This window comes from Pseudoflavitalea sp. G-6-1-2 (genome assembly GCF_012927185.1).
Classification (GTDB): domain Bacteria; phylum Bacteroidota; class Bacteroidia; order Chitinophagales; family Chitinophagaceae; genus Pseudobacter.
The window spans coordinates 1,217,783-1,242,930 of the sequence record NZ_JABBGB010000002.1 but is presented as its reverse complement, the minus strand read 5'-3'; the positions used below and the strand labels follow the sequence as shown (position 1 = coordinate 1,242,930).

General features: G+C 48.4%; 15 protein-coding genes. 7 read left to right on the top strand and 8 right to left on the bottom strand.

The features are described 5' to 3' along the window. Window positions 1–257 precede the first annotated feature (257 nt). A complete protein-coding gene (locus tag HHL16_RS14705; RefSeq protein WP_169425943.1) occupies window positions 258–1,466 on the top strand; it encodes a bifunctional 3,4-dihydroxy-2-butanone-4-phosphate synthase/GTP cyclohydrolase II in 1,209 nt (402 codons plus the stop codon). Window positions 1,467–1,507: 41 nt separating this feature from the next. Here HHL16_RS14705 and HHL16_RS14700 read toward each other — a convergent pair whose 3' ends face one another. Next, window positions 1,508–6,307 (bottom strand): translocation/assembly module TamB domain-containing protein, encoded by a 4,800-nt coding sequence (locus HHL16_RS14700; RefSeq protein ID WP_169425942.1) that lies wholly within the window; start codon window positions 6,305–6,307, stop codon window positions 1,508–1,510. A 177-nt stretch (window positions 6,308–6,484) separates the two neighbouring features. On the opposite strand from HHL16_RS14700, the gene HHL16_RS14695 reads away from it, so the two are divergent. Then, window positions 6,485–7,582, top strand: coding sequence for an isoaspartyl peptidase/L-asparaginase (locus HHL16_RS14695; protein WP_169425941.1), 1,098 nt, complete (start codon window positions 6,485–6,487; stop codon window positions 7,580–7,582). 523 nt (window positions 7,583–8,105) lie between these two features. On the opposite strand, the gene HHL16_RS14690 is transcribed toward HHL16_RS14695, so the two are convergent. Together HHL16_RS14690 and ggt are read right to left on the bottom strand one after the other, a co-directional pair. Then, a complete protein-coding gene (locus HHL16_RS14690) occupies window positions 8,106–8,657 on the bottom strand; it encodes a DUF1572 family protein (protein WP_169425940.1) in 552 nt (183 codons plus the stop codon). 62 nt (window positions 8,658–8,719) lie between these two features. Then, the gene (gene ggt, locus HHL16_RS14685; RefSeq protein ID WP_240966171.1) at window positions 8,720–10,312 is read right to left on the bottom strand and encodes a gamma-glutamyltransferase; all 1,593 of its coding nucleotides are present in this window, start codon (window positions 10,310–10,312) and stop codon (window positions 8,720–8,722) included. 377 nt (window positions 10,313–10,689) lie between these two features. Between ggt and HHL16_RS14680 the strand changes: the two genes are divergently transcribed. The 5 genes from HHL16_RS14680 to HHL16_RS14660 are packed head-to-tail and all read left to right on the top strand — an operon-like array spanning window position 10,690 to window position 17,852. Continuing rightward, a complete protein-coding gene (locus tag HHL16_RS14680) occupies window positions 10,690–13,224 on the top strand; it encodes a M14 metallopeptidase family protein (RefSeq protein ID WP_169425938.1) in 2,535 nt (844 codons plus the stop codon). 57 nt (window positions 13,225–13,281) lie between these two features. After that, window positions 13,282–15,813: a PIG-L family deacetylase gene (locus tag HHL16_RS14675; protein WP_169425937.1), complete on the top strand. Its 2,532-nt coding sequence runs from the start codon at window positions 13,282–13,284 to the stop codon at window positions 15,811–15,813. Continuing rightward, window positions 15,810–15,974: a hypothetical protein gene (locus HHL16_RS14670; protein ID WP_169425936.1), complete on the top strand. Its 165-nt coding sequence runs from the start codon at window positions 15,810–15,812 to the stop codon at window positions 15,972–15,974. The genes HHL16_RS14675 and HHL16_RS14670 overlap by 4 nt, the downstream gene beginning before the upstream one ends. A 1-nt stretch (window position 15,975) precedes the next feature. Then, window positions 15,976–16,113: a hypothetical protein gene (locus tag HHL16_RS14665; RefSeq protein ID WP_169425935.1), complete on the top strand. Its 138-nt coding sequence runs from the start codon at window positions 15,976–15,978 to the stop codon at window positions 16,111–16,113. Further along, a complete protein-coding gene (locus tag HHL16_RS14660; protein WP_169425934.1) occupies window positions 16,110–17,852 on the top strand; it encodes a sodium:solute symporter in 1,743 nt (580 codons plus the stop codon). The genes HHL16_RS14665 and HHL16_RS14660 overlap by 4 nt, the downstream gene beginning before the upstream one ends. 41 nt (window positions 17,853–17,893) lie before the next feature. Here the strand turns inward: HHL16_RS14660 and HHL16_RS14655 are convergent, their stop codons facing one another. The 5 genes from HHL16_RS14655 to HHL16_RS14635 form a co-directional block, all read right to left on the bottom strand. Next, window positions 17,894–18,739: a DUF2911 domain-containing protein gene (locus HHL16_RS14655; RefSeq protein WP_169425933.1), complete on the bottom strand. Its 846-nt coding sequence runs from the start codon at window positions 18,737–18,739 to the stop codon at window positions 17,894–17,896. Between the two features lie 61 nt (window positions 18,740–18,800). After that, window positions 18,801–20,279: a hypothetical protein gene (locus tag HHL16_RS14650; RefSeq protein ID WP_169425932.1), complete on the bottom strand. Its 1,479-nt coding sequence runs from the start codon at window positions 20,277–20,279 to the stop codon at window positions 18,801–18,803. A 15-nt stretch (window positions 20,280–20,294) separates the two neighbouring features. Beyond that, a complete protein-coding gene (locus HHL16_RS14645; protein ID WP_169425931.1) occupies window positions 20,295–20,885 on the bottom strand; it encodes a sigma-70 family RNA polymerase sigma factor in 591 nt (196 codons plus the stop codon). Between the two features lie 315 nt (window positions 20,886–21,200). Continuing rightward, entirely contained in the window at window positions 21,201–21,929 is a 729-nt protein-coding gene (locus tag HHL16_RS14640) for a hypothetical protein (protein ID WP_169425930.1), read from the bottom strand. Between the two features lie 102 nt (window positions 21,930–22,031). Continuing rightward, window positions 22,032–25,148 (bottom strand): CusA/CzcA family heavy metal efflux RND transporter, encoded by a 3,117-nt coding sequence (locus tag HHL16_RS14635; RefSeq protein WP_169425929.1) that lies wholly within the window; start codon window positions 25,146–25,148, stop codon window positions 22,032–22,034.

The window sequence follows — 25,148 nt, the reverse complement described above, 5'->3', positions numbered from 1 at the left end:
AAAAATTATCAAGTGTTAAAAAGCCATTAACACATTATGCACACCCCTCTGCGGTTACGAAAAACTACCCAAACACCATTAAATACAAGTACTTATACAATCCCCGCACTGGCTTATCCGTAATAAAAGACAGGCAATCATGGCAATTTGCTGCCTCCATCCAACCATTGCGGTCAACGATTTATCCTTATCAGCGCATCCTGCGAACCTTCTTCTGTGTAGGATGTTTTATTAGTAACTTTGCAAAAATTTAGGGTATGCTTGATTCTATTGAAAGTGCCATAGAAGATATAAAGAACGGTAAACTGGTAGTTGTAGTGGACGATGAAGATCGTGAGAATGAAGGCGACTTTATCACGGCTGCTCACAATATCACCCCCGAACTCATCAATTTCATGGCCACTCACGGCCGTGGTCTCATCTGCGCACCCCTCGACGAAGAGCGTTGCGATGAGCTGGAACTGGGTCTGATGGTGAACAACAATACCGCCTTGCACGAAACAGCTTTCACCGTATCGGTAGACCTGCTTGGCGACGGATGTACCACCGGTATCTCCGCACACGACAGGGCCAAAACCTTTCAGTCGCTGGTGAATCCAAAAACCAAACCTTCCGATCTCGCCCGTCCCGGACATATCTTCCCGCTCCGTTCCAAAAAAGGCGGTGTGCTCAGAAGAGCCGGCCATACAGAAGCTACCACCGATCTTACCCGTCTCGCCGGATTCCCTCCACCTTATGGCGGAGCGCTCGTTGAGATCTGTAACGAAGATGGTTCCATGGCCCGACTCCCCGAACTGATGGAGATCGCTAAAAAATTCAATCTCAAAATCATCTCCATAAAAGACCTGATCGAGTATCGCCTCAAAACCGATTCGCTGATCGAAGAAGTGGTGCGTGTAGACATGCCTACCAAATATGGTCATTTCAAACTGGTGGCGTATCGCGACAAAAGCAGCAATGCCGAGCACCTGGCCCTCATCAAGGGAACATGGGAGAAAGACGAACCCGTGCTGGTGCGTGTGCACTCATCCTGCTTTACCGGCGATATCCTCGGATCGTTCCGTTGCGATTGCGGCGAACAACTGCATGTTGCCATGTCGATGGTAGAGAAAGAAGGAAAAGGTGCCATCCTCTACATGAACCAGGAGGGCAGAGGCATCGGTCTGATGAATAAACTCAAAGCCTACAAGTTGCAGGAAAACGGCATGGACACCGTTGAAGCCAATCTCCACCTCGGTTTCCCGATGGACAAACGCGATTACGGCATCGGTGCACAAATGCTTCGCTCACTCGGCATCACCAAGCTGAAACTGATGAGCAACAACCCACGCAAACGCGCAGGACTGCTGGGTTATGGCCTCGAAGTAGTAGAAGCTGTACCCATCGAAGTTGAGCCTAACGTGCACAACGAAAAATACCTGCAAACAAAACGGGATAAACTCGGACATGAAATCTTGAAAGGATAACATCCTCCCATATACTTCAACAAGTAATTGCCGCGCCGGTGCTAATTAGCTCCGGCGCTGTCTTTTTGGGGAGGAACTACCGGAGGCGCAGCCGCTGCCTTTGGTTTCTTTTTCCGCTCACCTCTGAAGAGTTCATCGATCTTGTCGAAGTCGCGGCGGTAACTGATGCTCGCACCCGAACGGTTCTGCCTTGCACCTACGCCCGAACCAGTTAGATAATTATAGGAATCGCGGTAGAAGAAAGTGAGCACCAGTTTTCCATCCTGCCTGATCTTCCACTCTGCAGTGATATCAGGAAGGAACTGCAGGTTCTTAGTGGCCTGCGCCTGCTCACTGCTCAATCCGAAATCGAGGGCGCTGCCAAATGTAAAGGTGAGCCGCTCATTAAGGAAGCTCTTACCGATATTGAGGTTGAGATTACTTCGGTCGTAGTTGATGCGGTTCCGGTCCGAACCATCCACCAGATTGTACCCGCTGTACAACTGGGCATTGAAGTTTACCTTGATGCTCTTATCGTTGAATATCTTCTGGAAGATATTGGAGCTCCATTTGCTGAGTGCTCCAGACACCATTCCGGAGATGCTTCCGATCACCACACCTTCAAACGCGATATTGCCCAACCCGCTCTGGCTGCCGGTTTGCAGGGGGCCGAAGCTGTTGAACACAATGAGGAAAGCTACCTGTTTGTTCAATTCGTTCTCGTCGTTCTGTATGCGCTGCAGAATGGCCAGTGCATCCGGATCGTTCTTCAGCGCGCTTCCCTGCGGCAGCTCGATGGTGAATTTGATCTTCGGACGCATGAGCTTCTCCGTGAGGTTGGCCACCACTATCACTTCGCCACGATATTTCTTCACGGCGTTGTTCACGCCCGTGCTTCCCTGTGCCAGCGAAAACTGATCGAGACCGAGATCGCTGAAACGCACGTTCTCCGCATGATACTCCGCATCGATCTTGCAATCCGCATCATAGGGATCGCCCTTCCATTGAATATAGTTGCCCACACCTTCGCGCAGTTTGAATGGTTTGCGCAGGAAGCTCTGGAAACTGAAATTGTAATTTCCTCTGTCGATATCGAAGCGGCCAAGGATGGTGAAATCGCCACTGGTACCCGCCTTTATTTTCAGGTTGCCATGTCCGTTAGCCTGGATGATATCGCCGGTAAGCTCATCCATTATCACGTACATATTGGCCAGGTTATTGGCGGTGATATCGAGCGATACCGTGAGGTTACTCTCCTGAAACTGTTTCTCCGGCTGCATTTCACGACCGTAGACTTTCCATACGATGAAGTCTGCCTGTCCGCTTTCGCGTGAGGATGTAGAACGGATATACACTTTGGAACTGTCAGCGGGTTCGCCTTTGATGTCCATTTTCATATCAGCCAGCGGGCCCTTCAGCGTCATATTCGCTTTGGCGAATACGTTCCCGAAATAAGCGTCTTTACCGGTGCCGTTGGTGTTGAGTACCTGCAGCTTATTGGTGTTCATCCCGAAATCGAATTCGAGATTGTCCCATGCCTGGTGTTTGAGTATGCCTTTGGTGATATGGCCTGTATTGCCGTATTCGTCTTTGATGGGGAATGCGCCGAAGTCAACAAATCCATCTCTGAAATCGAAAGTGGCCTGCGGAATTTTGTACAGCACGTTGGTGTACTTCACGCGCAGCTGTCCTTCTTTCAGCGTTACCGTACCAGTATATTTCAGGTTGTCGGGAGCGCCGGAGATGCGCAGATCGCCGGTGGCATATCCGTTGAGATCGGTGAATACGCCATCGAGGTATTGCTGCAGCAACCTGATACGCATATCATTGAACTCGCCGGTTATATCCAGCGGTAAGCTGTTGACGGTATCGATGGTGTTGTAGCTTCCGGCGATATCGAAATTGTAATGCGGGTTCTTGCTCAGCGCACCGAAGTTTACGGTTCCTGTACGCGAGCTGTAATTGCCTTTCAGCGCCACTCTTCCGATGCTGTCGTCGTCGAGCCTGAATTGTTCGGCTTCGCCCGACATATCTGCCTGGAACTTTTTGAATGGATCTGATATGTCGACCGTTCCGGTGAACAATCCTTCAATTCTGTTCTTCTTCACAAAGTAGGGTGTGAAGTCGCCGATATTGATGCGTTTCATTTCCACCCTTACATCATTGGTGTTGCCTATATCGGAAGGGTGGGTGGTTACCAGTATTTCCTGATCGCCGCTGTAGATGCGTACGCCGTCGGCAGATACAAGATCCTCACTGAACACCAGCTCTCCGTCTTTTTCGATGAGCCAGTTCTTTCCATTCACATCGAAATTGCTTTTGTCGAAGAGTATGCGCACACCGCGAGGCATGGTCTGCACTTTGGCGGCAATACTGGCTGCATTGATGGTTTGGCTGGCGCTGGTTTTCACCATCACATGCGATAAGTCGTTGGACGAACTCATGCGGATGGTGGTTCCCGGAAAGTGAAGGCTGTCGTTCACATACACATCGGCGATGCTGCTTTCGAGTGAAAGGCTGTCCATATTCCCGATGCCTTTCAAACTCACATTGTACACGGTGAGATTCTTATAATTGAACTGCGGCACTTCGGCATTGAGATCGAGCAGGTTCTCTTTACTGTTGATGCGCCCCGCAATGGTACTGAAGTTGAAGCCGCCCAGATTCTTATCTACGAAGTCGAGATAGTCCTCCACTTTCTTAGTGGTGATCACAAAACTGAAGTTCTCGTTCTTCAGTGTCTGTGCCGGCTTGATATAACTGGGATAATATTTATTGAGGAAACTCTGAAAGGCAGCAGGCAGCTCCATGATGGAGAAATCGCCCACCAGCGCTGCATCGAACTCATTGCTGAGTACGGTGATCACTTTGTTGTTGCCCATCACTTTCGATTCCACACTCAGCGAATCGAAGGAGATCCTTCTTCCGTTCTTGAATACTGAAGCATCGTAAATGCGTGCTGTTCCTAAGAAGTTATCGATATTGTTTCCGGTGAAATCGAATTTGAATTTGCCGTATCCATCGATGCTGTCTTTGGTGAGCTTGAGGTTCTTCAGACTCGCCTTAGAAATGTCTGCATCGAAATTGAATTCAGGCACAGCCTTGCTGAAGTCTACCAGACCATTCAGTTTGGCAGTTAGATTCGAGTCGGCTACATTCAGTTCTCCGTTGAAGAGGCGTTTGGCTACGGTTCCTTTTACTATGATATCGTGATAGACATATCCGTATGCATCGAATGATGCTATGTTGCCGTCGAGTTTGGCGTTGAGGTTGCCGGTGCGAAGGCCCTGTCCGTTTACCTTCCCCTTGAAGCTGATCTTCCCGATCTGCGGCACATTGATGAATTCTCCGAGCTGGAAATTGCTGGTGTTGAGGTTCCCTACATAACTGGTATGGCCTTTATCCGGGAACTTCATATTTACGTCACTCACAATTGTACCGAGATTGGTTTCGATGGTTCCGTAGGTTACGAAGTCTTTTACGAATCCCGTGAAGTTGCCCCGGAAGCGCAGGAACTCGATGCGATCGAGCCTTGGTTGCGTAATTGTTCGCAGTTGGGGTATGATGGCTATCGCATCTTTGTAAGTGGTTCTGAAATCGGTGGCTTCAAAGTCGATGAAGGTCTTATCTATATCGGGCAGTCCTTTAAGACTGATATTTCCGTTGAGGTAAGCGTTTTGTCCTGCTTCGATGGTGATCTTTCTGGCCACCAGGTTTTCAATAGGGCCTTTGATCTTCCCATTGATGCGCACTTTCTTTTTCCATTCTTTCAGCTCCGGAGCGAAGTAAGCGATATCGTCACTTTCGAGATACGCTTCATCGAAGTCGCCTTCCATGCGCACTTTGGAGATGAAGTCGCTCATATCGTCGAAAGTGTTGTAACGCATGGCGAAGTAGCGGTGGAGGTGACTGCGGTTGGTCTCCAGATCCAGATTATTGAACTCCATGGCTTCGGGATGAGCCTTGAAGTTGGCTTTGAGATGTTTCACTACCAGTCCGCTTCTTTCTTTGGTGCTGAGGTTCATCACGGCAGTAATGGAATCCTGCTGAAAGCGCACGTTCTTGAAATTGGCTTCGATATCGCTGAACTGAATATGCGCGCCATCGAAATAATCGTAGGGCTTACGCTCCGTATTCACATCACTTTTGAAAGTGCCGTTATTGAGATTCAGTTGAGCAATGCGTATATCCCAGTTGCCGGCATTCCAGCGGAGCTTATTGGGATCATTCACTATAATGGTGTCCACACTTTTGGGACGAAGTGAGTCCGGGCGGTTGCCAACATAATTGTAAATGGCGAAGAGTGGTTTATCGATATTCACGCTTCTCAGCCAGAGTTGTTTTTTGGCGAGGCTCACCATTTCGGCATCTATATCGAGGCTGCTGAAGCGGATCAGCTGATCTTCACCACGCCATGCATCGCGCTGATTGAGCATTACATTATCGAGATCGATCTTTTTGAGATCGAGATTGATGCCGCTCTTTTTGGAACTCGTATCTGCCGGACCTGAAAAATATTCGAGAATGAACCGGTAGTTCCAGATGGAGTCCGTTCGGTTGAGATTGATCTCTGCATCCTGGAGGCCGAGGTATTTGAGTTCGATCTTGTCTTTGAAGAAGAACCAGTCGGTGATATTTACTTTGAGTGCACCGGCATAAAGGAGGGTATCGTTCTTTCTGTCTTTGATCAGCGTTTGTTCGAGGCTCATCTTATTGAACAACGCAAAATCTACATGCTTGATGGAAACGGTGGTCTTGAGATCTTTCGATAATCTGGCGGTTGCCTGTTGTACCAGCCAGTTTTGAACCGGCGTAGTTTGCAATGCAAGCCATGCCAGTATGATCAGTGCGATCAGGACCAATAATATGGTCCGGGATATTTTCCAAAACTTTCTCAGGTTCTGAGTATTGGGTGCAAAATTAGGTGTTCGGGGTGTTTGTGCAAATTCAATACCAATGAATCCGTCAAAATACCTTGCGAACGGTACCACAACCCCTCAAAAAACATATATTGCAGTAGCAGCCTAAACGATACACGTATGAGAAAACTGATACCTTTTTTTCTGGCGCTTGTTTTTAACAGCGCCTTAGCACAGGCACAATCCTTGTCGCAGTCACTCGAAAATGCCCGGATGAAACAACAACCTGCCTCCAACGCTCCCCGCACGGCAATCAAACCAGTACTGGTGATCCATGGCGGAGCCGGCACCATCCTCAAAAAGAATATGTCTCCCGAAAAGGAGCGCGCATACATGGAAGCTCTTAAAGCCGCACTGGAAAAGGGTTACAGCATCCTGAAAAATGGCGGTTCCTCGCTGGATGCAGTAGAGGCGGCCGTAAATGTAATGGAAGATGATCCGCTCTTCAATGCCGGAAAGGGTGCCGTATTCACCCACGAAGGAAAGAATGAGCTCGATGCCAGCATCATGAATGGCCGCACCCTCGCTGCCGGAGCTGTAGCCGGAGTAACCACCATCCGCAATCCCATCACGGCCGCCCGTGCCGTAATGGAAAAGAGTTCTCACGTAATGATGACCGGCAGAGGCGCCGAAGAATTCGCCAAACAGCAAGGTCTCACCATCGTAGATCCTTCCTATTTCTACACCGAAGACAGATGGCAGGGGCTGCAACGCGTGAAAAAGCAAGATTCCATGAAGACCGAACTCGATCACGGCAACAAGCCCACGTCCGGACTTCGTCAACCCGAAAACCGCGACTCCAAATACGGAACCGTTGGTGCCGTAGCGCTCGATGCCCAGGGCAATCTCGCCGCTGCCACCAGCACCGGAGGCATGACCAACAAAAGATTCGGCAGAGTAGGGGACTCACCCATCATCGGTGCCGGAACCTATGCCGATAACAACACCTGCGCCGTAAGCTGTACTGGCTGGGGCGAATATTTCATTCTTCTGGTAATGGCCAAAACCGTTAGCGACATGATGGAGTTCGGCCACTTCAGTCTCGAAAAAGCCACCAACGAAATGGTGATGAAGCGTCTCGGTGCTCTCGGCGGTGATGGCGGACTGATCGCCGTCGACAAAGACGGCCACATCGCCATGCCCTTCAATACCGAAGGCATGTACCGCGGCTATATAGACAAAGACGGAAAAGTTACCATCAAGATCTACAAAGACTAATGCCACAAGCTGCAAATGCAGCGACCGGTTTACCATAATCAAAGGCCAGCTGAAAGTTATTAGCTGGCCTTTGCTATTATTTTATATAAAAAAGTGTGTGCTTATTTTATTACCGCACGGCCGCGGGATATCCCGAAAACATGGTTGACAAATGTGCCGGGCAGTATTGAATCTCCGATGATCAGCAATCAAGTAGGATTGAACAATAGAATAAGGCCAAACTTTCGTGCAACACATTTGAAGACCAGTTTACGGGATATCCGCAACCGTGCTGCCTGCTAAGTAAGACAATTTCCATACTCATGTATTTGCTTTTGAACATCTACCCATTCAGCGATATGCATCAAAGGGCTATGTAACGCGGCCTTTGAAATATAAGCGAAGAAGCTGAAATACATCCTACAGTCCCATCTTTCCTCAAAGTTGCTTAATGGATATTCTCCCGCGGCGGTTTATTTCATCGCCCGCGTTCCATAGCCCTTTGAGAAATCAGATCAAAACTAAACCCAATAAGTGAGCGTTTCTATTTCATCAGCTTAGCCGGATCTTTCACACCGTCCGAATTATTATACGCCTGCGACTGTCCTTTTTCGATCGACAAACTCTTCCACGCATCGCCTTTGATAATCTTTCCGATGTACATTATCTGTCCCACATGGCTCGGATAATGCGCCAGCTGACGCAGTATCGCATCCGTTACCGTCAACGGTTCTTTGCGGATATAGATGGTAGTGAGCAGGTCTTCTTCTTTCAGACTTTGCAATGTATCGAGCAGGCATTTCCATCCATCCTCCCACATCTGAATCAATTGCTCGCGGGTATGATTGTGAATCTCAAACTCTTCATCGCGCTGGCGCCATTCTTTCTCTCCGTCTTCCGTAAGCAGGTTGGTCCAGCGGCTGCGCATATTGCCATTCAAATGCTGAATGATAGTAGCAATGCTGTTGCTCACTTCATTAGGTCTGAAATGGAAATCCGCTTCGCCCAGCTGATCGAAGGTTTTATCTCCCAGCTGTTTGTAAGATTTGTATCTTCTGATGGCCGACTGCAAAAACTCGTTGCCTAATGTATTCATGATCGTGGCTATTTAGAAAATAAAGGTACTTAATGCAGTAATGCCTGCATGTTAAAAGCGGCTTAGAATCCGGCAGCGGCATCATCTCCGCGATGATCGCCCACGGCTTCGATGCTGCCATTTGCATTGATGCGGATCACTTCGGTTCTTCCGATCTGTCCACGCTCCGTTACTTTGTAACCCATCTTTTTCAACTGCTGGCGCACTGCTTCGGGGAAACTTTTTTCAACAAAGATTTCATCGGGCAACCACTGGTGATGGAATTTCGGTTTGTTCACAGCATCATCAGCAGAGAGATTGAATTCGAGAATATTCATCAGTGTCTGAAATACCGAAGTAGTGATGGTAGTACCTCCGGGAGTTCCGATTACGAGGAAGGGTTTGTTGTTTTGCAGAACAATGGTGGGCGTCATGGAACTGAGCATCCTTTTGTTGGGAGCGATGGCGTTGGCATCGGCGCCCACTGCGCCGTACATATTGGGCACTCCGGGCTTTACACTGAAGTCGTCCATTTCGTTGTTGAGGATAAACCCTGCTCCGGTTACCGCAGTGCTGCTGCCATAACCTCCGTTGAGGGTGGTGGTAACGGCTACTGCATTGCCTGCATTATCGTATACGCTGAGGTGCGTGGTTTCTTCGCTTTCGGGAATGAGGCCTGCCCCAATAGCTGTGCTGGTGCCGGCTTTGGAAGGATCGTAATCTTTCATGCGCTCTTTGATATATGCCTCGCTGGTGAGAGTGCGAACAGGCACTTTGTAGAAGTCGGCATCACCGAGAAATTTAGCACGGTCGGCATAAGCACGGCGCTCCACTTCCGTCATCAGTTGAACAGAGGCAGTGGTCTGGAAGCCCATCTGCTGAATGTTTTTGTCCTCCACCATCTTCATCATCTGTGGCAGCAATATGCCACCACTGGAGGGGAGAGGCATGGTGAGAATAGTGTAGCCTTTGTATGGGAAGGATACTATTTCACGTTCGCTGGCTTCGTAGTTTTTGAGATCTTCATAACTGATGATGCCTTTGCCGCGGTTCATTTCTTCCACTATGAGTTTTGCAGTGACGCCTTCATAGAATCCTTTGCGGCCTTCATCGCGGATGCGTTTGAGGGTATTGGCCAGATCGGTCTGAATGAGCGTATCGCCTGCTTTCCAGGGCTGACTTCTTACAAAAACCGGAGCGGTGGAATTGTATTGAAGGAACTCTTCTTTGTGTGAATTGAGTGCACGGGCTTCGGCAGCTGTAATTGCAAATCCTTTTTCTGCCAGTTCGATGGCGGGTTGCACCAGCTCTCCGAATGGAAGCTTCGCGTATTTGGCTGAAGTGATCAGTCCGGCTACAGTACCCGGCACACCTGCTGCCAGATGGCCGTTCTGACTGAGCTTTGTCTGTGCATTCCCATTGGCATCGAGATACATATCGCGTGATGCCTTACCCGGCGCTTTCTCTCTGTAATCGATGGCGAGGTTTTTGCCATCGGCAAGATGCCCCACCAGAAAGCCACCTCCGCCAATATTTCCGGCGGCAGGATATACAACCGCCAGTGCCAGCTGAGTGGCAATTGCCGCATCAACCGCATTGCCGCCCTTCTTCAAAACAGCTATACCCACTTCACTCGCCAACGGATGTGCACTTACTACTGCACCATTCCTGCACAATACTTTTTTTTGTATGCTGTACGAATAGGGGTTAAGGGCAACTGAACTGTTTTTCTTACTTACCGAGCACGCGAAAAGCAATGCTGAGACTGAAAAGCAGCAAATTATCCGACGTATCATAATTATCAATTATTTGAATATGTGTAAACACTTACATAAATATTGAACCTCTACTAAAATTATGTAAGATTCACCTCAAATGGCGATTGATAACGTGGAAAATTAATTTTCTTTTCATACTTTCATTGCACACTAGTAATTCCTGGTTAGACACCAAAGAACTACGAACACATGAGAAAAAGAATATCCCCGCCATGAGCGGGGATGTTCTTTTTCAGGAAGTTATTTTATATTCACATCCTTATTTTGATGTCAATATGAAGAAGATCTACGTTACCTGGCTGCTGCTGCTCATTTCCACGATGCTCTTCGCCCAGGTTCAATCCCCTGAACAGTTCCTTGGTTACAAAATCGGTAGCCGTTACACTCCCCACTTCAATGTTGTGAATTACTGCAAGTACCTCGGTACAGCCGCACCCAATATGGTGAAGGTAGAGCAGTATGGAACCACCAATGAAGGCAGGCCCTTGCTGCTGGTGTTTGTAGCTTCTCCCGAAAATGCACAACGCCTCGATGCTATCAGATTGAACAACCTGAGACTGGCAGGCGCTACCAGGGACAAAGCTGCATCTGATGAAAATGCACCCGCTATCGTATGGCTCAGCTATAATGTGCATGGCAACGAAACTTCTTCTTCCGAAGCAGCGATGCTCACCCTCTTCGAACTGGTGAACCCTGCCAACAGCAAAACAAAAGAATACCTGAAAAATACAGTGGTGGTGGTTGATCCCTGCATGAACCCGGATGGCCGTGACCGTTATGTGAACTGGTTCAACAGCGTAGTAGGCAAAAATGCCAATCCCGTGAACTTCACCCGCGAGCACAGTGAGCCATGGCCCGGCGGCAGACCCAATCATTACTACTTCGATCTCAACCGCGACTGGGCCTGGCAAACGCAGGTGGAATCGCAGCAGCGCATGGCCCGCTACAACCAGTGGCTGCCGCAGGTGCATGTAGACTTCCACGAACAGGGCGTGAATGAACCTTACTATTTCGCTCCCGCTGCCGAACCATTTCACGAAGTGATCACTCCATGGCAGCGCGATTTTCAGGTGATGATCGGAAGAAGCAACGCCAAATATTTCGATCAGAACGGATGGCTCTTCTTCACCAAAGAAAGATTCGATCTCTTCTATCCAAGTTACGGTGATACCTATCCTATTTATAAAGGAGCCATCGGCATGACCTACGAACAAGGAGGCCATAGCCGCGGAGGCGCTGCCGTGATCAATGAAGATGGCGATACGCTTACATTGTACGATCGACTGATACACCACTTCACCACCGGCATGAGCACCATCGAAACCAGTGCCTCCAATGCATCGAGACTGGTGAAGGAATTCAAAAAATATTACGACAAAGCCCGCACCGCACCTCCCGGCGAATTCAAAGCATGGCTGATAAAAGCCGATGGGGGCGATCGCTTAAAAAGACTCACACAACTGCTCGACAAGAACAATATCGAATACAGTTATCTCAGCAGCGGTTCTGCAAACGGACTCAACTATTTCACCAACAAAAACGAATCGGTGAAAATAACTCCGGGTGATGTGGTGATCAATGCCGGACAAACCAATGCCAACCTGCTGAAAGTATTGTTCGAGAGAACATCCAAATTATCAGATTCTGCAACTTACGATATCACTGCATGGAGCATGCCTTATGCATACGGCCTCACTACTTATGGGCTAAATGCCACGCTGGGCGGCGGTTCTGCTGAACCACCTGTTCCACTGAAAACAACCGTAGCTCCGGGTTCAACCATCACAGCTTATGCCATTAAATGGACCGGCCTCGGAAGTGTTCGTTTCCTTGCGGAGCTGATCAAAAGGAAAGTGAAAGTGCGTTACGCAGAGCAACCATTTGTTACCGGTGGTGAACAATTCGAAAAAGGAACACTCATTGTTACCAAAACCAGCAATACCAATGTGCAGGCGCCGCTGGAATCCATCATTCAGGAAGTATCGAAAACAACTGGTGAAGCTTATTATCCGGTTGCTTCAGGATATGTAGACAGAGGTTACGATTTCGGATCAGACAAAGTACGCATCATCCGCGCGCCGCGCGTAACGCTTCTCGCAGGCGATGGCATATCATCACTCGGTATGGGCGAAGTATGGCATTACTTCGATCACGTGATCAACTATCCACTCAATGTGGTTTGGATCAAAGACTTTGGCAAAGATGTACTGAAAGAAACCGATGTACTCATCATGCCCGATGGCAACTACCGCAGCTTCGATAAGAACATGCACGATGCCCTCAAAGACTGGGTAAGCAATGGTGGACGCATCGTAGCAATTGAAGGAGGTGTAGGTACACTCGCCCGCAACGAGTGGGGCATCAAACTCAAAGAAAGCGACGATAAGAAAGATGATAAGAAGGAGGATAAGAAAGACGATTACACTTTGCTGCGCAAATACGAGAACCGCGAACGCGACTATCTGCCCAGCTTCATCCCCGGCGCCATTTACAAGGTAGATCTTGACAATTCACATCCGCTGGCTTTCGGTTACGACAGCACTTACTATACGCTCAAACAAGACGATAATATTTATGATTTCTTTAAGGAGGGTATGGGCTGGAATGTAGGAGTGATCAAAAAGAGCAGTCAGATATCCGGCTTCGTTGGCTCCAAACTCAAAGACAGACTGAAAGACGGCCTTCTCTTCGGTGTACAGAATCAGGGCGATGGTACCATTGTTTACTTTACCGATAACCCTGTTTTCCGCAGTTTCTGGGAAAATGGAAAGCTCCTTTTTGCCAATGCTGTATTTATGGTAGGTCAATAAGGGCTGGCCCTATATCTTTGGCCGGTTATTATTCCTATTCCAAAATCTATTAACTGAATGAGATCATTTAGACCCCTTCAGCTGATCCTCGGTTGCATTGCATTCACTCAGGTGTCTACGTCTGTGGCGCAGACACCAGCTTCTTACAGCAGTTCGGATCTTTACCAGCAGGTGAAGAAACTCAAAGTACTGGGCTCCGTGTTGTACATGGCAGCACACCCCGACGATGAGAATACCCGATTGCTCGCCTGGCTCTCCAAAGACAGATTGTATCGAACTGGTTATCTCTCGCTCACGCGTGGTGATGGTGGACAAAACCTCATCGGAGACGAGCAGGGCATCGAGCTTGGCATGATCCGCACACAGGAGCTGCTGGCCGCCCGCCGCATCGACGGTGCAGAACAGTTCTTCAGTCGCGCTTACGACTTTGGTTTCAGCAAACGTACTGAAGAAGCGCTCTCTACCTGGAATCAGGAAAAGATACTCGCAGACGCCGTTTGGGTGATCCGCAAGTTCCAACCGGATGTGATCATCACACGTTTCCCGCCCGATAGCAGGGCAGGGCACGGGCATCACTCCGCATCTGCTGTGATCGCTCAACTCGCATTCGAAGCAGCAGCAGATCCCAATCGTTTCCCCGAACAATTCACTCATGGCGTAAAACCCTGGAAAGTGAAACGCGTTCTCTGGAATACTTTCAGCTTTGGTTCTGTGAACACTACCAGCGACGATCAGTTGAAGATCGACGTAGGTGTGTACAATGCCGCACTGGGACAGGGTTACGGAGAGATCTCCGCCGAAAGCCGCAGCCAGCATAAGAGTCAGGGCTTCGGCGTACCCGCCGGAAGAGGTTCATCCCTCGAATATTTCCAGCTCCTGAAAGGAGACGCAGCTAAAAGCGATATCCTCGACGATGTGAACACCAGCTGGAACAGGATCCCCGGTGCGGAATCCATCGCCTCCAAAATCGACGCTATTCTCAGCAATTATAAACTCGATCAGCCTTCGGCAATTGTTCCGCAATTGGTTGCGCTCTACAAAGACATAGCTGCATTGCCCGATCATTACTGGAAAACAAAGAAGCTGCAGGAACTGCAGGATCTCATCGCCAACTGCAGCGGGCTCTGGCTCGAAGCCACTGCAAATACAGAGTTTGCGGTACAGGGAGATTCCATCAGACTGAACTTCTTTGCCAATAACAGGCTCGGCACCAACAGTACGCTCAACAATATTAAAGTAGATGTGATCGATGCCGAACTGAATCAGCCACTCGAAAAGAACCGCAATTTCACACTCAATAAACCACTCTACGTTTTTGCTACCAAGCCATTGTCTCAACCATACTGGCTGGAGAAACAAATGAACACCGGTTCTTTTGAAGTTGCTGATCAGAAACTGATCGGCCGTCCGGAAAGTCTGCCTGCTTATGCGGTAGATTTCGATATCACTATCGAAGGACAGCGGTTCACATTCACCCGCCCTGTGATGTACAAATTCACTGATCCTGTGAAAGGAGAATTGTATCGTCCACTGGTGATTGTTCCGCCTGCTACGCTCACTACTGGTCCGGATATATTCGTATTCCACAAAGGCCAGAAAGAGTCCGCGCAGCTCAGCGTGAAAGTTACTGCCAATAAGGATTTGCAGAAATACAGAGCCAATGTGATGCTCGACGCCGGCAAACGTCAGGAAACAAAAGATACAGGGTTTACCATGGCGAAAGGTATGAGCAGAAATTACGAGTTCACCATCTCCAATGAGCATCTATATGATGCAAAGAAAGGGAAGACCGACTATGCGCAGGTATTCGTAGAACTGAAGAACGGAAAAGAAGAACAACCAGCCTGGCTGAATCTCATCAGCATCAACTACGATCATATTCCTCCGATCCATTACTACATGCAGGATAAAGCGAAGCTTCTCGATCTGGACCTCAAAACCGTAGGTCATAAGATTGGGTATATCGATGGTGCCGGCGACAAAGTAGCATTCACGCTCGGGCAAATGGGTTACGAAGTAACCATCCTCAAAGAAAACGATCTCACATCCGCCAACCTGAAACAATTCGATGCGGTGATAACAGGAGTTCGCGCTTACAATGTGCACGACTTCCTCAAAACCAAATACGATGCGCTGATGGAGTATGTGAAAAATGGCGGGAACCTCATTGTACAATACAATACCAACAATAACCTGAGCAGTGCACGTGGTTCAGGCATCGGGCCTTATGGGTTCAATATTTCGCGCAACCGCGTTACCGATGAAAATGCAAAAGTGAACTTTCTGCTTCCATCGCATCCGGTACTGAATTATCCGAACAAGATCACTGAAAAGGATTTTGAAGGATGGGTACAGGAGCGGGGCATCTATTTTGCAGAGCAGACGGATGCTGCTTATCAGACTCCGCTGTCTATGGCAGATCCGGATGAGCCAGATCAGAAAGGAAGTCTTATCATTGCAGATTATGGCAAAGGAAAGTTTGTGTATACCGGGCTGGTATTCTTCCGTGAACTGCCCGCAGGTGTACCAGGCGCTTACCGGATCATTGCCAATATCATCGCACTGAATAAAAGCAACACAAAGAAATGAGTCAGACCACATCAGGTATAGACAAGAGCAGGGTTTTATTTATCATCGCAATGATCGTGGGCTTCCTTATCGGGAAGATGATCAAGAAAGTGGGAGTGGGCTTGCTGATCGGACTGATCCTGGGTCTCATACTGATGATGGCATTCTCTAAAAAAAGATAGTATGCAACAGCACAGTCAAAACCGTGAGCAGGAAAAAGTACCGCTATTCCCTAAGTGGAGTTACTGGTACTGGCTGGTGATCGGATTTCTGGGTCTGCTGATTGTGTTGTTTTATTTCTTTACCAAACATTTCGCATGAATTTTTCCGGCCTGGACTGGATGGTACTGGTGACCACACTGGTGTGCATCATCCTTTACGGCATTTACAAAGGGCGCAGCTCAAAGAAAAATCTCGAAGGTTATTTTCTGAGCGACCGTCAGATGCCATGGTGGGTGGTGCTGCTCAGCATCATGGGCACACAGGCAAGTGCTGTTACTTTTTTATCTGCACCCGGACAGGCATTTACAGATGGAATGCGGTTTGTTCAGTACTACTTCGGTCTGCCGATTGCCATGGTGATCATCGCATTTGCCTTTGTTCCTGTATTCAGGCGAATGAAGATCTTCACGGCTTACGAATACCTCGAACAACGTTTCGATATCAAAACAAGATTGCTTACCAGTTTTCTCTTCATGCTCTCGCGTGGACTGAGCACGGGCATCAGCATTCTTGCTCCATCTCTTGTGTTGCATAGCATGATGGGATGGGATATCACCATTACCAATCTTGTAATGGGTGGCGTACTGATGATCTACACCGCAACCGGTGGCGCCAAGGCCGTAGGTTACACGCAGCAATTGCAGTTCGTGATCATCTACATCGCCATGTTCGTAGCAGCATGGTGGGCAGTAAAAAGTTTACCCGAAGGCGTTGGATTTACAGACGCACTCCATATCGGCGGCAAAGCCGGAAAGCTCAATGTATTCACTACAGGTGTAACCGAAAATGGCTTCGACTGGAAAGATCGCTTCAATATCTGGAGCGGCATTTTCGGCGGATTATTCCTTGCACTCAGTTATTTCGGAACCGATCAAAGTCAGGTAGGACGCTATCTTACAGCCCGCACCGAAGGTGAAAGCAAACTCGGCCTGCTGATGAACGGACTGGCAAAAGTGCCACTGCAGTTCTTTATTCTGCTGATTGGCGTACTGGTATTCTCCTTCTATCAGTTCTATAAAGCGCCTGCTTTCTTCAATCTGGCGCTGGAAGAAAAAGTAAAGAGCAGCGAACATTCGCCTGCATACACAGAAGCAGTTGCGAAGTATGATGTAATACAGGAAGAAAAAAGACAAACAGCCATCTCACTGGCGCAGGCACTGCACAATGATGATGAGGCAACTATCGATAAACTGCGAACAACCATCAAAGAGCAGGAGACCGCCAGCAATCAGTCGAGAGAAGCCATCAAGGAAATTGTAAAGAAGGCCGTGCCTGGTGCAGACAGCAACGACACCAATTATGTGTTCCTTCGTTTCGTAGGAGATTTTTTTCCGAAAGGATTGGTGGGATTGATCATTGCCATCATCTTCCTCGCTGCATGGGGCAGTGTGGCAGCAGCCCTCAATTCTCTGGCTTCCTGCACCATGGTGGATTTTCATAAACGGCTTTCCAAAAAAGAACTGAGTGCCGAAAAAGAATACAAATGGAGCAGGTACTATACGCTGCTCTGGGGAGTGTTCTGCATTATCGTAGCACAGTTTGCATATAGTCTCGGCAACAGTCTTATCGAGGCTGTGAATATAATCGGCAGCTGGTTCTATGGCGCCATTCTCGGCATCTTCCTCGTTGCTTTCTATCTCAAAAAAGTGAAAGGGTCGGCAGTGTTCTATGCAGCCCTGCTTACAGAACTGATTGTAATTATCATCTACAAACTGGATATGTTCTCCTGGCTTTGGCTGAACGTAATCGGAGCCGTGCTGGTAGTGGTTTTGAGCCTGGTGATTCAAATGATATTGCCGCGTAAGAACGGAGAACAAAAAGAAAAGGCTTTATCATAACGATAAAGCCTTTTCAGTATTTGAGGAAAACTGTAATCTGATTATTTACCAGCCAGTGTCTTCAGCAGTTTCTCGTTCAGTGCAACATAGTCAGGGTTTTTAGCTTCCTGAGCCAGTTTCATTGATTGAGTAGCTGAAGCGATCGCTTCTTTTTTCAATCCCAGTTTAGCTTCTGCATTGGCTTTTTGGTGCCATACCCAGAAGAAATTAGGATTGAGTTCAGTTGCTTTGGTAAGCCACTCACGCGCCTGCTTGATGTCTTTACCAGTTTCCATGTAGTACATGGCAGCATTGAAGTAAGGAGGTTTCTCAGACTTCATAGCTTCGCTGATCTGTGCCATTACTTTACCATCGATGTCGGTTTTGATGGGGAGAGCAACAGCTGTTTTGTCCCACATGATCCAGAGATTGCACTCTGTGCCTTTGATCTCATCGAATTGCATGAGGAAGGTCTCCACTTTGTAAGGGAGTGCGATGGTTTTTACGTTCACGCGAACCACATCCTGATCTTCTTTGTAGGCAGATGGAGAAGTTACATCCAGTTGTTTGGTGATGATAACTGTCCATGAACCCTGAGCAGGGATGGTAAGCAGACCGTATTTTCCGGCAGGGATAGTTTTTCCGCCGATAATTACGTCATCGCTGAAATTGAGTGTAGTGGCTCCATTTGCACCGGTACGCCATACTTTGTTGAAAGGCACCAGGTCACCAAAGATCTTACGTCCTTTAGTGCTGGGGCGGGAGTAGCTGAGTTCAACGTTTCCCAGTCCGAATTCCTGCTTAATGGTCTGGCCGGTAGAAGGAGCGGGAACTTTCAAGCCCTGAGCCTGGAGAGCGCCACAAGTTAATGTGATGCTGCAGGCAATCGCGATTGCTGTTTTGATCATTGCAAACAAGTTTAATGCTCACAAAGGTAGAAGTTACAATCATTATTCCTTCTCATTCATCCTAAAAATGTACGGTTACGGTAGCAGTGGCTTTCCGGCCTTTGCTGATCTTCCAGCCGGGACCGTCTTTGATGAGGCGGATGGCTTCGTTGTCTGCCGCTTCGGTGAGCGAGCGGAGAATGGTGAATTCAGAGAGTTCGCCCTTGCGGTTTACGGAGAACGAAACAAGCACATCGCCGCTGGTTGAGCCTGCAACTGATTTTCTTACGTTATCCTGCAGATATTTATTGTAGGTGATCCAGCCATAAGCCGGTTCTGCATTTTGTTTGATAATTGAACTGGCTTCGGAAGCCACTTTCCGGATCTTGCTGCTTCTTCTGCGTGCCATCCCCGTTACTACCACTTCGTTGAGGTCGATATTCTGAGATTGCAGCTGCAGCATATTCGACTGGCTGTTCTTAGCCAGGTCGAAATTTTTAGTGCTGTATCCCACAGCACCTACTGATACTTTCAATGCAGTATCGAGTTCATTGGTAGGTATAGTGAAATATCCATCTTTGTCGGTGAGATAAGATGATATCTGCGATGGCTGATTCTGGAAAATAGCCGAAGGCGACTGCTGCGCCTGAAGATAGGCGTTAGCGATCGGTTGATTGAACTGATCGAACACGCGGCCACGGATAACGTTCTGCAGCTTTGCTTTTTCTTTAGGATTCACATTAGTGGTAACAAGGCCTTTGGCATGTCCCTGTAAGGCGCCCTGTATCACTTCCGTTTCCGTGATGCGATTGAGTGTATCTGAAAAATTCAGTTCTAATTTTTTGTTGAGTATCTGATTGGTGAGTGCCAGTTTATTTTCCGGCGCCGCTACGATGGCGGGCATATTGGAATCTGGCTTAATGGGCTCTGCTGTTACTGCCTGATCGCTGAAAGTACTAAAGGTGTAGGCTCTTGCTGTCTCAGCAGCCGGTAGCTTGCGGGCTACAGCTTTATTCGCTGAATGCGGGAGTGCGTCTTTCACGATCTGCGATTCCTCTGTGCGTGCGAGCTGTTGCTTGTCGATGCCCGCATCAGCAGTTTTTAAATCTGAAGGCAATTCATTGTTCTGTGCGGGTTGTGTTGCCTGTGGTGCGGGAACAACTGTATCGGGAGCAGCTTCTTTTTGTTTAACTGCCAATGTTTTTTCACTGGAGCCATCACCCTCTGGTTTGAAGAAGCTATTCCACACAAAGAGTCCGCCGGCAATTATCACTACAGCAGCGGCGGCCATTCTCCACCACACCATCTTTCTCACTTTTCCTCCTTCCGGATGTATTCGTGCTTCCACTGCCTGGCCGATCTCCTGCAGTTTGGTCTGAATGATGGCTTCGCCATGCGACTGTATGGTTGCTTCCATTCCTTCAATTGCATCTGAGAGGAAGGGATCATCCAATGCGGCCAGCTCCATGGCGTGCATTTCTGCTGCTGACATGGAGCCATTCAGATATCGCCGGATATCTGCTGCTGTGTAATGGGTGATATGTTGTGATTGATCATTCATGGTGAATGCTCATTGCTAAAATTCCGGTGTTTGAATGGCGGCCTGTTTTTCCATGCATAGTTTCAGATTTCGTCTTCCGTTCTGAATATGGCTTCTTACCTTATTCCAATCTATACCGGTTTCGGCTGATATTTCTTTATAACATTTGTTTTGCAGATAGAACAGTTCAACGGTGGTTTTCTGCTCTCCGGAAAGCGTCTGCAGGCAGTTTTCGAGCCTTTGCAGATTCTCCTCTTTTTGCAATACGCCATTCAGATGCGTTTCGTTTTCCGATTGCATAATCTCTGGGTTAAATTCTGTGGTCCGGAAATTACGGGGAGAGCGGAGTTGCATCAGGCAGTAGTTCTTGGCCAGCGTGTAGATCCAGCTTTTAACATTTTCTACCTGATGATGGCTGAGTTTTTTGCCTAATTCTTCAAAGAGCTGCATTACAGCATCTTTGGCGGTTTCGGGGTCTTTGAGGTATTTCAGGCACACACCATACATCATATCCATGTACCGTTGAAACAGCTGGCCCAAAAGTTCCATATTGCCGGTTTCGCGGTACAGGTCGGCCAGCTCTTTGTCTGACTGCTGGTGATCTTGTATGTTTTTCAGAAATCCCACCGGTTGTAAAAGTAGCTATTTTTTATGGGTTGCGGTAGTGGCCGGACGATGAAATAATGGCGCAGTTACTGCCCTGAACCCCTGAAAGCGAGTGAAGTAGGTATCATCCTGTTAAATGCGGTTCATACAGAATTCGACGAACGACTGGGGTTCAGATCTGCACTGGCTGCAATCGGGCACGGCAATAGGCGCAAAAGTGCTGCAGAAGGGATGCAGAAGTGCTCTGGAAGGGCTGCCTTTCCGTTTAAAAGCGCTGAATTACTGCTGAAAAAGCGCTGTGAAAGCGCTGTCGCATGTAAGTAGAACGCATTTCGGCTACAGAGTGCCTCCTTCCGGCCAGTTGCTCCAATGGGTATTGGGAGAGGTTTTTGGTTTGAAGATGCTCAGATCGCCGGTTTCGAGCGCATCGGCCAGCATTACGAAGGTTTCATTCTTGCCCGGACGTTCTTCATTTGCCAGATCGGGATGATGCCATTCTTCGAGGCGCAGAAATAATGGAAGATCCTGCGGAACGCGCTCTTTCAGTTCTGTACTGGTTGCGAAGAAATCATTGCGATGCTCAGGTTCCAGCCCGCGAAGCAATTCCCAGATGGTGACCCTGCCTGCTCCTTCGGATCTGATGCCCTGCGCGGCATAGAACTGCGGATCGGAACTGATGCTGATCTCACGATCGCGGAGCAGCATGGAGTTTACATATGGGTTCAGAAACTCTTCTGCATTGGTGTCGAAAGTAGGTCCCGATGTACTGTCGGCCGTGAAGTTGAGAAAGTTGTTGTTATTGAGCCCCGGCTTATACGTAAGCTCATTGCCATAAACGTACAGGCAATTGTTGATGCCGTTATGTCCACCACCGCGATAATTGAAACCAACCGTTTCTATGATGATCATCCATCTGCTTTCGTCACGGTACGCCGATAACCGGTTGGTAACCGGGTATACATAGGCGTTATCCAGCATGGGGAATTCGAAATTTGCTGCACTCTGATCCAGTTGTTCAAGGATATCCTTTGCTGTATAGGCTTCTCTGCTATTGTTGTGGGACATTGCTCAATGCTTTTTCGTTTCGCAATGTACTGTTTTGCTTTTGTAGAATTTCACAATGTCCCACCGATCCGGAGAAATATTTTTTGTTGTTAGCACATCAAGCTATGCAGTGGCTTTAATGGTTTTTCGGTAAGCCCAGTACACCACTACGGGAAATACGAAGAGCTTGAAAATGGTATCTGTAATGAGCCCACCGATCACTACGCGCGCGAGTGGTCTCGCAGTTTCCGATCCGATGCCGGTGCTGATAGCCGCAGGCAAAAGGCCGATAGCCGCCATCAGTGCCGTCATCAAAACCGGACGTATCCTCGATTCCACGCCTTTTGTGATGGCCGACACCAGATCCTGCTCTGTTGCCACTTTCATGATGCGCATATTCGATTTGAATGTAGACAACAATATCACACCATTCTGAATGCATATGCCGAACAGGGCAATGAAACCAATACCTGCAGAGATACTGAAGTTGATGCCTGTGAACAGCATCGCGAATATTCCACCCGTGATGGCGAACAACACCGTATGCAGCACCAGCGCCGAATCTTTGATGTTGCCAAAGAGAATGAATAGTATGAAGAAGATCAGCAGCAGACTGATCGGCACCACTTTGGTTAAACGATCTGTAGCGCGTTGCTGGTTCTCGAAATCACCCGACCATTGCAATGTGTATCCATCTGGAATACTAACTGCCGCACCTACTTTCTGCTGCGCTTCTGCAATGGTGCTTCCCATATCGCGCCCGCGAACAGAAAATTTGATGGCGCCGTATCGGGTGTGATCATCACGGTAAATGATGCTTGGCCCTGTGATGCGTTTGATGTCTGCAATCTCCTTGATGGGAATTTTTGTTCCGCGGATAGTAGGCACCAGCAGGTTGCCGATCTGCTGCTCACTCTGCCGGAAATCTTCGGGATAGCGGATCCGCAGATCGAAGATCTTTTCTCCTTCATAAATGCTGGTGGCGGCTTTCCCGCCGATAGCCATTTCAATCACGGCATTCGCATTGTCTGTTGTGATGCCATAGAGCGCCATCTTCTGCTGGTTGAGATTGATCTGCAATTCGGGCTGGCCGAGATTCCGGAGGATCGCCAGATCTTCAATTCCCTGCACTGTTTTCAGTACATTGAATATGGAGTCTTCCGTTTTTTCTATCACCTGGTAATTGTTGCCATACATCTTTACTACCAGCGATCCTTTTACACCAGACACTGCTTCTTCCACATTGTCCATGATAGGTTGTGAGAAGTTCAGACTGATGCCCGGAATCACCTCCAGCTTCTGATTCATCGCCTCTATAAGCTGTTCACGCGTGAGTTTGGATTTCCATTCCTTCTGCGGATAAATATCAATATGACACTCTACGTTGTAAAAACCTGTTGCGTCGGTGCCGTCGTTGGGCCTTCCCGTCTGGCTCATCACCTGACGCACTTCGGGGAATTGCAGAAACACTTTGCGCATCTGATTGGCCACTTTCACCGACTGATCGAGCGAAGTAGACAATGGCCCGGTTGCACGTACATAAATGCTGCCTTCGTTCAGTTGCGGTAAAAATTCGGTGCCTACAAATTTGAAGCTCAGAAATCCTCCAACAAGAATCACAATGGCTATGCTGAAACTCACGAGCTTTCTCCTGAACGATGCTCGGAATATCCGCATCACATTCCGGTTGAGGAATTCGAGGAAGAAGTTGTGTTTCTCTTTCACATTCTTTTTCAGCAGCACACTGCTCAGTACCGGTACGAGCGTGAAAGTGAGAATGAGCGCACCAAGCAGCGCAAAACCAAGTGTCCAGGCGAGGGGAGAGAACATCTTGCCTTCCACTTTCTCGAACGTGAATATGGGCAGCAGCCCTGCAATGATGATGAGCTTGGCGAAGAAAATGCTCTTGCCGCTTTCCATGCATGCTTTGCGGATGAGACCAAGTTTGCTCTGTCGGTTGAACTTGTCCATGCCCACGAGATGCGCGCGTTTGTCGAGCATCACAAATATCCCTTCCACAATCACCACAGCTCCGTCGATGATGATGCCGAAATCTACGGCACCCATCGACAACAGATTTGCCGACATGCCTTTCAGCTTCAGGCAAACAAATGCAAACAGCAATGCCAGCGGAATCACTATGGATACGATCAGCGTAGTTCGCCAGTCGGCCATGAAAATGAATACCACTACCGTTACGAGAATGATGCCTTCCATCATGTTGTGCAACACGGTGCCGGTGGCGAAGTCTACAAGGTTCTGACGGTTGTAGAACGGCTTGATCTGCACATCGGCAGGCAATACATTCTTATTGAGATGATCGATCTTCTTTTGCAGCGCCTCTATCACTTCTGTGGCATTCTCTCCTTTGCGCATTACTACAATTCCCTGCACCACATCCGGATCTTTATCGCGCCCTACCTGCCCAAGTCTCGGCAACGAAGAAACGGTAACATCGGCTACATGGCTCACCAGTACCGGCGTTCCGTTGATATTGTCTACGATGATATTTCTGATCTCATCCACATCGTTCAGAATACCGATGCCGCGTACCACATAGGCTTGCCCGTTTTCCACGATGATGTCTCCACCCACATTGATATTGCTTCTCGATACAGCGCTGTACAGCTCTACCGGCGTGATGCCATATTGCGCAGCTTTGCCGGGATCCACCGTTATCTCATAGGTTTTCACCTCACCTCCGAAACTCACAATGTCTGCCACGCCGGGCACAGCGAGGATATTCTTTTCGATGGTCCAGTCCTGAATGGTCTTGAGATCGCGCACAGATTTGGTGCTGCTTTCGAGCGTGTAACGATAGATCTCGCCGGTTGGCCCATAGGGCGGTTGTATGTCCGGATCTACACCCTCCGGCAATCTGGCCTTGCCGATATTGTTGTTCACCTGCACGCGCGCGAAGGCATCATCTACATTGTCTTCGAAAATGATCTTCACCACAGACAGTCCAAAGAGGGATGATGAACGGATAGCAGTTTTCTTCTGCGCCGTATTCATCGCAATCTCCAGCGGACGCGTTACAAAACGTTCTACTTCTTCGGCACTTCGTCCTGGCCATTGTGTGATCACCGTTACGGATGTATTGGTCACGTCCGGAAACGCTTCGATGCCGATACTCTTGAAGCTGAGGTATCCTGCAATGGCCAACAGACCTGCTGCAAAAAAGATGAAAAATTTATTCCTGAGAGAGAAGCTTACCACTCTCCTGATGAGTTTATTCAT

Bases quoted from the DNA above. Each gene is read 5' to 3' on its own strand.
- HHL16_RS14650 (WP_169425932.1), bottom strand. From the start codon at position 20,279: ATGAATGATCAATCACAACATATCACCCATTACACAGCAGCAGATATC.
- HHL16_RS14655 (WP_169425933.1), bottom strand. From the start codon at position 18,739: ATGATCAAAACAGCAATCGCGATTGCCTGCAGCATCACATTAACTTGT.
- HHL16_RS14705 (WP_169425943.1), top strand. From the start codon at position 258: ATGCTTGATTCTATTGAAAGTGCCATAGAAGATATAAAGAACGGTAAA.
- HHL16_RS14665 (WP_169425935.1), top strand. From the start codon at position 15,976: ATGCAACAGCACAGTCAAAACCGTGAGCAGGAAAAAGTACCGCTATTC.
- HHL16_RS14670 (WP_169425936.1), top strand. From the start codon at position 15,810: ATGAGTCAGACCACATCAGGTATAGACAAGAGCAGGGTTTTATTTATC.
- HHL16_RS14675 (WP_169425937.1), top strand. From the start codon at position 13,282: ATGAGATCATTTAGACCCCTTCAGCTGATCCTCGGTTGCATTGCATTC.
- HHL16_RS14690 (WP_169425940.1), bottom strand. From the start codon at position 8,657: ATGAATACATTAGGCAACGAGTTTTTGCAGTCGGCCATCAGAAGATAC.
- HHL16_RS14680 (WP_169425938.1), top strand. From the start codon at position 10,690: ATGAAGAAGATCTACGTTACCTGGCTGCTGCTGCTCATTTCCACGATG.
- HHL16_RS14635 (WP_169425929.1), bottom strand. From the start codon at position 25,148: ATGAATAAACTCATCAGGAGAGTGGTAAGCTTCTCTCTCAGGAATAAA.
- HHL16_RS14640 (WP_169425930.1), bottom strand. From the start codon at position 21,929: ATGTCCCACAACAATAGCAGAGAAGCCTATACAGCAAAGGATATCCTT.
- HHL16_RS14695 (WP_169425941.1), top strand. From the start codon at position 6,485: ATGAGAAAACTGATACCTTTTTTTCTGGCGCTTGTTTTTAACAGCGCC.
- HHL16_RS14660 (WP_169425934.1), top strand. From the start codon at position 16,110: ATGAATTTTTCCGGCCTGGACTGGATGGTACTGGTGACCACACTGGTG.